Source organism: Salinisphaera hydrothermalis C41B8 (assembly GCF_000732535.1).
Lineage (GTDB): Bacteria > Pseudomonadota > Gammaproteobacteria > Nevskiales > Salinisphaeraceae > Salinisphaera > Salinisphaera hydrothermalis.
On sequence record NZ_APNK01000065.1, the window covers coordinates 1 to 7937 of the forward strand.

General features: G+C 60.7%; 8 protein-coding genes. 2 read left to right on the forward strand and 6 right to left on the reverse strand.

The window, feature by feature from the left end:
• Together C41B8_RS18845 and C41B8_RS18850 are read right to left on the reverse strand one after the other, a co-directional pair.
• Positions 1-422 (reverse strand): LysR family transcriptional regulator (locus C41B8_RS18845; protein WP_156962602.1); only part of this gene is annotated, 422 nt, incomplete at its 3' end.
• A gap of 232 nt (positions 423-654) precedes the next feature.
• Complete coding sequence (locus tag C41B8_RS18850; RefSeq protein WP_037341837.1) at positions 655-1386, reverse strand: SDR family NAD(P)-dependent oxidoreductase; 732 nt, start codon at positions 1384-1386, stop codon at positions 655-657.
• Positions 1387-1484: 98 nt separating this feature from the next.
• Here C41B8_RS18850 and C41B8_RS18855 point away from each other — a divergent pair, with 98 nt between their 5' ends.
• Positions 1485-1934 (forward strand): winged helix-turn-helix transcriptional regulator, encoded by a 450-nt coding sequence (locus tag C41B8_RS18855; protein ID WP_084189209.1) that lies wholly within the window; start codon positions 1485-1487, stop codon positions 1932-1934.
• A gap of 154 nt (positions 1935-2088) precedes the next feature.
• Here the strand turns inward: C41B8_RS18855 and C41B8_RS18860 are convergent, their stop codons facing one another.
• Both C41B8_RS18860 and C41B8_RS18865 read right to left on the reverse strand, forming a co-directional pair.
• A complete protein-coding gene (locus C41B8_RS18860; RefSeq protein ID WP_037341839.1) occupies positions 2089-2715 on the reverse strand; it encodes a LysE family translocator in 627 nt (208 codons plus the stop codon).
• Between the two features lie 45 nt (positions 2716-2760).
• Positions 2761-3543, reverse strand: coding sequence for a 2OG-Fe dioxygenase family protein (locus C41B8_RS18865; RefSeq protein WP_198025301.1), 783 nt, complete (start codon positions 3541-3543; stop codon positions 2761-2763).
• 148 nt (positions 3544-3691) lie between these two features.
• Between C41B8_RS18865 and C41B8_RS18870 the strand changes: the two genes are divergently transcribed.
• Complete coding sequence (locus C41B8_RS18870; RefSeq protein WP_198025302.1) at positions 3692-4621, forward strand: LysR family transcriptional regulator; 930 nt, start codon at positions 3692-3694, stop codon at positions 4619-4621.
• 263 nt (positions 4622-4884) lie between these two features.
• On the opposite strand, the gene C41B8_RS18875 is transcribed toward C41B8_RS18870, so the two are convergent.
• Together C41B8_RS18875 and C41B8_RS18880 are read right to left on the reverse strand one after the other, a co-directional pair.
• On the reverse strand, positions 4885-6525 hold the full coding sequence (locus tag C41B8_RS18875; RefSeq protein WP_037341843.1) for an acyl-CoA synthetase: 1641 nt from the start codon (positions 6523-6525) through the stop codon (positions 4885-4887).
• Positions 6526-6552: 27 nt separating this feature from the next.
• On the reverse strand, positions 6553-7374 hold the full coding sequence (locus tag C41B8_RS18880) for an enoyl-CoA hydratase (RefSeq protein WP_037341844.1): 822 nt from the start codon (positions 7372-7374) through the stop codon (positions 6553-6555).
• Positions 7375-7937: the final 563 nt, after the last annotated feature.

Here is a 7937-nt window from a genome sequence, read left to right on the forward strand (position 1 = left end):
CCGCCGGAGCGCCGCTTGATCAAGTCTCCATACACCAGACTTGCATATAGCTCGTACTGCTGCTCCAGCACCTGCAACGCCGCGAACAATCGTGCCTTGGAGAACAGGCTGTCCACCCGCAGGCGGATGCGCGCCTCATGCCCCCCACCCATGGCACGGCCACTCTGCTCCAGGCGCATCCACTCATCGACCAGCGGCCCGGCCTCGTCCAGGAGCATCCGCCCGGCCTCGGTCAGCACCGCGCGCCGCCCGTCCAGCGCCAGTAGCTCCACGCCCAGGCGCTCTTGCAGACGCGCCACCGCGTAGCTGATCGACGACTGGCTCTTGTTGAGGTGCTCGGCCGCCCGGGCAAAGCCGTTGTGCTCAACCACCACCCGGAGGATGGCCCACTGCTCGACCGTGGTGCGGGGAATCGGGGACATGCGGCGATCGCAGCGACAAGGGGTCGTCATGGTCCGCTACCGTAACAACAAGAACAAAAAAATACAGGACAGACCACGGTTTCCAACACCCCCGCCTAACCGGATTCCTTCTTCGGCCGCCCTGCCTTCCCGCGACTCACGCGACGCCCGAGCACCGCCGCTACTTCGGCCTCGAAACGCTCGCTGCCTAAAAGTGGCCGGTAGCAACAACCGGCCACTCGTGGGTCGAGTGTCAGACTTGCGCCATCCCGCCATCCACACACAGCTCTACACCCGCGATATAGCTGCTGTCCGAGCTGGCGAGAAAGCCAACGGCGCGGGCCACTTCTTCCGGCTGACCGAATCTACCTAGCGGTATTTGAGCGGCGTAGGCTGAGCGTTCTTCGGCGCCAGCGGTTGCCATCATAGCGGTATTGATTGGCCCCGGACTGACCACGTTGACGCGAATCCCGCGTGGTGCAAGTTCCATTGTCCACCCCCTGGCCAGAGTTCTCACCGCCGCCTTGCTCGCACTGTACAGGCTGCGACCCGGTGCACCAATCAGCCCGGCGATAGAGCCTATCAACACGATGCTGCCGCCCTCGTTCATGAGCGGAAGCGCGGCTTGGACGACGAGCGTCAAAGCCTTGACGTTGATAGCCAGATGGCGGTCGATATGGTCTTCAGTTATCTCACCCAACATCGCCGGCTCGGAAATGCCGGCGCTTACCACCAACACATCCAGGTGACCGGCGGCATTTCTAAGCTGCTGCACTAGTGCATCAAGATCTGCCGGTTGCGTTGGGTCGGTTCGGATCGGTTTGACGTTGGTTCCGATACTCTCCGCGGCCATCCGGACGTCCTCCTCGCGGCGACCGGTAATCCAGGTAACCGCGCCGTGTTCGGCGAAATGACGCGCGGCCGCGAGCCCAATACCGCTGGCGCCGCCAACGATTAAGGCGTTTAGATTGTTCATATTTGGCATGGGGGCTTTCCTCGAGAAGTGGGACGAGGAAATATACGTCGTATATTTGGGCTAGAATACGCACCTGATTGCTAGTAGATATCAGCGAGTATATCGCCATGACTAGATCCAGCACGCAGGCCGATTCGTCTGCGACGCCTGTCGACTTTTCCTGCGGGCTCCATGAAAAGCAGGGCGACGGGGAACTTGATCTCAAAGAAGTCACCCGTGCACGTGTAGCCCTCGAGCACATTACCAACAAGTGGGCGGTGCTAATTCTGACCGTGCTCTGCCGGCGACCGGCAAGATTCAACGAGATCATGCGCCGCCTGGACGGCATAACCCATAAGGCACTCGCCGACGCACTGAAACGCCTGCAGCGCAATGGCCTGATAACGCGCCGAGTGCTGACTGCCTCTCCGATTGGGGTCGAGTACGCAATCACCGAGCTCGGGCACTCGCTTCGCGAGCCGTTTCAGGCGCTTTACGATTGGACGCTGGTTTACGGTCCGGCGCTCGAGGACGCGCGACGTGAGTTCGACGCGGCGCACGACGACGAGTCGCGTTGATGCCGTCGAGAGAGCGCCGGCGTGCATAGCCCTCCGCCTGACTCTTCAACTGCCAGTGGACAGACCACGGTGGCCGGCGCCCTCGCTTAGCTCGATTCCATCCGCGTGCCCCGCCCCAATTTTCCCGCTGTTTCTGGTTGGGCGCCACCGAAGGCTATTGAAAGACCATGTGTGTAGCGACTCCCATCAAGACCAACCCCAATCCACGTTCTATCCACGGTTTAAGGCGCCAGATAGCCGACAAGAATCTCGGCGTCGAGAGCCAGAAGGCCACGCCGCTAAACCACGCAAGATGTGCGAGTGAGATGATCAGGCCGCACAGGATTTGAACAGCAATCGGCGTGGTGGGGCGGATGATCTGAGTGAAAATACTCAGAAAGAACAGCGTCGTTTTCGGGTTCAGCGCATTGCATAGAAAGCCGGATCCGAATGCCGATCGATCTGTAATTTCGCTTCGATCAGAATCCGCAGACATCCGTGGTGAGCTCGAGGCCAAAAGACTTTTGACGCCGAGATAGACAAGATAAGCCGCTCCGATCCAGCGAATCATTCCGTAAAGCCGCGGGAAGCTGGTGATAAGCAGTGCCACACCAGTTACGCAATAAGCCACATGTAGCCAAACAGCCGTCGCGATGCCAACACTCGACCAGAGGCCGGCTCGTCGCGAATAGATCATCGCGTTGCGACTGACCAATGCGAAATCCTGGCCGGGGCTCATGGCCATGCCGACCGCGATCAATGTCACTGTGCCGAGTAACGGCAGGTAATCAAGAGCGATCATGAATTCAAGAGTGCGACGCTCGTTGGCCGAGCGCCGTACTCCTCCTTAAAACTGTTTGCGAAATGTAGCGACCAAAACATCACGGACGGCGGGTGTTTTTGGACCCCTGGGGCTGATCGGGGACACCCCGTGGAATACCTGCGCGTCATTCACGATCGCAACGTCGAGTGGTGCGTTCAGCGTGAAAGATGTCAGTGCGTGCCGCTCAAGGTCATAGATCGTTGATTCGGCGCCGGCCATATTGCTATGGCTAACCATCGCCATGATCACGAAGTTCACACCGTCGCGGTGAACGCCTTCTGGAGTCGGCTTGCCCACGAACTCGGCATTCGACTCGATGCGGAATTGGTGCAGTTCGATGTGCCACGGATAGTAGGGTGCTAGACCGCTGAACACGCGGCATCCAAGGCCAACAATACTGCTGAGGCTTGGGCCTTGAAGAATGCCTTGCCGCACAGGCTCGTAATGCCGCGCGACTCCACCGTTCAAACTATTGAAGTCACGCTCCTGATAGTGCGGTTGATGCGCTTTAACCCACCACTCGGCACTGTCCGCGTTGGCCGCTAGCGTTGCATGTCGCCGCCGACGGTAGATGCCGCCATCGGCCATGTGGCCGTCCACTGGCATATCGTTCCAACTTGCTGCGAAATCATGCCAGTCGGCCAGAGCATTCTGATGCAGATCGGTAAGAATGCTGGTCGTCGTCGTCCCATCAATGAAAAGATAATTCTGACGTGCTAAGCCACGACATAAATCATCGATACACAAGCGTTGCGAGACACGATCGGCGGGAGAACGTCTTGCTGCTGTTTGGTGCACAGGCGACACTGTGGACCTCCTTGTCCTGGTGCGTGCGCAAGCACGTATGTTGCTCACGCACATACCATTGGACGTTAAGACGCTCCTGAGAAACGATTCTTTTTCACACGAAAATGTGAATTTTTCTCATGCCAGAGCTGAGTACGAGGAACACAGCATGATCAGGTCGCTAGATGCGCTGCGTGTGTTCGTAGCGGTCGCCCAGGAAAAAAACATGACGCTTGCTGCGGAGCGTCTGTTTGTAACGCCCGGCGCAGTGAGTAAGCGGATAAAGGACTTGGAGCAGGATCTCGGCGCCCCCCTTTTTGACCGCCAACACAACTCAGTGCAATTGACGACCAAAGGCAACGAGCTTTATCGCGTGAGCCAGAGCCTTTTCGATACGCTCTCCAGCGCCTTGAGTACGTTCGAACAACCGACCGCGTCGGACGCCCCGCTCGTGGTGTCGTGCGAACCCACGATCACCATGCAGTGGCTCATCCCCCGACTGCCGGATTTCTACGCCCGGCATCCGGAGATAACGCTCCATCTGTTCGCTGCCGGCGGACCTGTGGATTTCCTGGCCAGCTCGATCGATCTCGCATTACGTCGGGACGATTTCGCCTGGGGCCCAGACGTTTTCACCTGCCGCGTCGCCGATGAAATCACCGGGGTCGTCACATCACCTGGGCTAGCGGCCTCAGCCAACGACGGATGGACGATACTCCACACGGCATCACGTCCATCCGCGTGGGCCCCATGGCGGGCCCGCGTCCAGCAAAAAGCACGCATTGATCGAGAACTCCAATTCGAGCACTTCTATCTCAGTCTGCAAGCCGCGCGCGCCGGCCTGGGCTTCGCCCTGGGGTCGATTTACATGGTGGCCGACCAGATTGAGACGGGGGAGCTCGTCGCTCCGATGGGCTTCATCGCCGACGGTTCGTCCTATTGGCTACTTTCGCCCTCGTCTATCGACGACGACGACCGAAAACGCTTGTTCCGTAACTGGTTAATCGATGCGCTCGACAAAACATCGCAGGCCCAACGGGCGAGCCACCGCACGACTGGCGGGCCGGCCGAAGGTCGCACCCATGAGAAGTCCAGCTGAGTCGAAGATAATTGCGGATACGCCGCTGTGCGGGCATGCCCACGCGCGACTCAATAGGGGCGTGATTTAGGGTCAGTCTGGCGTTTTCCCCTTCAATGTTGGATTCAACGCTTAACCGCCGAAGTGGCACAAATAAGCAAAGGCCGCGGCTCCCGCCATTCGCGCTGCGCCGGATCCATTCTTCGGCCGAGCGTACTCATGCCGTGCAAACGCTTTCGCGCCTTGTTCGCCGATCGGCGTCGACGTGCGCCCTTGGGTCTAGGTTAGACCTCGGCATCACCAGCGAGACGCTTGCGCAGCTCGTATTTCTGAATCTTGCCGGTAGCGGTTCGGGGTACTTCTTCGAAAATGAAGCGCCGCGGAATCTTGTACGCGGCCAGCGTGTTGCGACAATGCTGTTCCAGTTCCTCGCTGGTGACGGTTTGGCCGGTCGCGAGTTCGATGAACGCGCATGGCGTTTCGCCCCATTTGTCGTGATGCATGGCCACGACGGCGGCTACCGCAACCGCCGGATGCTTGTACAGGGCTTCCTCGATCTCGATTGACGAGATGTTTTCGCCGCCCGAGATGATGATGTCCTTGGACCGGTCCTTGAGCTGGATGTAGCCGTCCGGGTGCACCACCCCCAGATCGCCCGAGTGAAACCAGCCGCCGGAAAACGCTTTCCGATTGGCCTCGGCATTACGGAAGTAGCCCTTCATGACCGCATTGCCGCGAAACATGACCTCGCCGACGGTTTCCCCATCCCGCGGGACGATTTCCATCGTCTGCGGATCCATGACTTCCAGCCGTTCGAGGGGTGGGTAGCGCACGCCCTGGCGGGCCTTGCGGGCAGCTCGCGCCGTCGGGTCGAGTTCATCCCAGTCCGGCTTCCACTCGTTGACCACGGCCGGGCCGTAGGTTTCGGTCAGGCCGTAGAGCTGCGTGACGTTGAAACCGGCGCCTTCCATTTCGGCCAGCACTTTCTCCGGGGGCGGCGCGGCCGCGGTGAAAAACTCGACCGTGTGCCCACTGGGGCGCGCCTGGCCCGGCGCCGATGCCACAAGTAGGGACATCACGGCCGGCGCGCCGCACATATGCGTGACCCCGTGTTCGGCGATCGCCTGCCAGATCGGTTCCGCGCGCACCTGACGCAGGCATACATGCGTGCCGAAGACGAGCGACATCGTCCACGGAAAACACCACCCATTGCAGTGGAACATGGGCAGCGTCCACAGGTACCTCGGATATCGCGGCATATTCGAGATCAGCGCGTTGCCCTGGGCGATCAGATAGGCGCCCCGGTGGTGGTAGACCACGCCCTTCGGGTCGCCGGTGGTTCCGGATGTATAGCTGATCGAGATCGCGTCCCACTCGTCGTCGGGCATGAGCCATTCGTATTCGGCATCGCCCGTGGCAAGAAACGACTCGTAGTCCAGCTCGTTCGATGCGGTCTCCGGCGCGCCGGACACCTCGGGGTCGTCGTAAACGATCAGCATCGGCGCGGCCTTCGACGTGAGTTCGAGTGCCGACCGCGCCAGCGGCAGCAGCTCGCCGTCGATAATCAGGACGCGCGAACCCGCATGGTCGAGTTGGAAGGCGATCGCCGCCGCGTCCAGACGCGTGTTGATCGCATGCAGGACCGCGCCGCACATCGGCACGCCGTGGTGCGCTTCGAGCATCGCCGGCACGTTCGGCAGTAACGCCGAGACCGCGGCACCCCGCTCGACCCCCGCACGCGACAGCGCCGAGGCGAGTTGTCGGGAGCGGCTATAAAAATCGCGGTAGGTATAGCGCAATGTGCCGTGAATGATGGCCAGACGATCGGGCATCACGCTCGCCGCGCGCTCGAGGAAGGTCAGCGGCGTAAGCGGCTGGAAATTGGCCGGGTTGCGGTCGAGATCGACGTTGAAGGGGTTGGTCACGGCATTGCTCCTCGGCCTGGGTACGATCTATTGGTCGGACCATTGCGGGGCTCGCTTGTCGAGGAAGGCGTCGATGCCCTCCTCGGCGTCGCGCGCGAGCATGTTCTCCACCATGACGCCGGCGGCGTATTCGTAGGCTTGTGCCAACGGCATCTCGCGCTGACGGTAGAACGCCTTCTTGCCGGTGGCCACGGTCATGCCGGATTTCGCGGCCACCTGGTGTGCCACACCGGTCACATGAGCCGCCAGTTCCTCCGCGGGCACGACTCGGTTGATCAGCCCGATTTCAGCGGCTCTTTCCGCCGGTATGGGATCGCCGGTCAAGAGCATCTCCATCGCGTGCTTGTTCGACACATTTCTCGACAGCGCGACCATCGGCGTGGAGCAGAACAAGCCGATATGAACACCGGGCGTGGCAAAGCGCGCCTGCGGGTTTGCGTACGCGAGATCGCAACTGGCCACCAACTGGCAACCGGCAGCGGTTGCCACACCCGCCACCTCTGCGATAACAGGCTTGGGATTGTCGACGATGGCCTGCATCACGCCGGAGCACGCCGTCATCAACGTTGTGAAATAGGCGTGTCCCCGATCCGGCGCCTGCCGCGCGGCCGTGATCTGCTTGAGATCGTGCCCGGCGCAAAAGGCCGATCCCTCGGCGGCCAGCACGATCACGCGGACCGATTCACGCACGGCGGCGCGATCGAGCGACTCTCGTAGACGGGCGAGCATGGCCTCGGAGAGCGCATTGCGGCGGGCTATATCGTTCAACGTCAACCGCAGGATGCCCTGGTCGTCCAACGATTCCAGGAGGATGTCGTCGTGTTGCTCGGCGTGTTGTTTGGGTTGCATCGCTGAACCTCTAATCCAGATCGTTACCGGGCAAAACCAACCTTGCCAGAGCGAGCCTACAGAGCACGCACCTCGATCGCGGTGGTCGGTCTCGGGTTGGCATGGTCGACACAACCGAGCCTAGCAATTCCCGGCCCGGACGCCATCAAGAGACTAGTCCAATAGGATGCCGGAGTCTGCGCGTGTGCCCGGCTCGGCTCGGCCGACGCCGCGTGGTCGTGCCACGTCAGGAGGCCGCAACACCGCGGGGTGCGCGCTCAGGCCCACCCTTCGGGGCGCCCGCTCGGGCGGCATTCCACGCCGTCCTATTGGAATAGGCTCTTAAGCGATCAGCTTGTTCGCACTGCTCATGCCCCAATTCTGAATTCTGCTCCCCCTGCAGGCCGTGGGCTTTTCGAAGCCCCAATAATATGGGGCAGTGCTAATGCTCGTTCCCTCAGTGATATAAGTTTCCGAGTCACCATCACAGAGGTTGAAACTGCATGTCGGGCAAGGCCGTGGAGAGATATGCTCGAAAGTGGTGTACGCGGGAGTTTGAATTAGGCGGCGTATCCGGCTGGAAT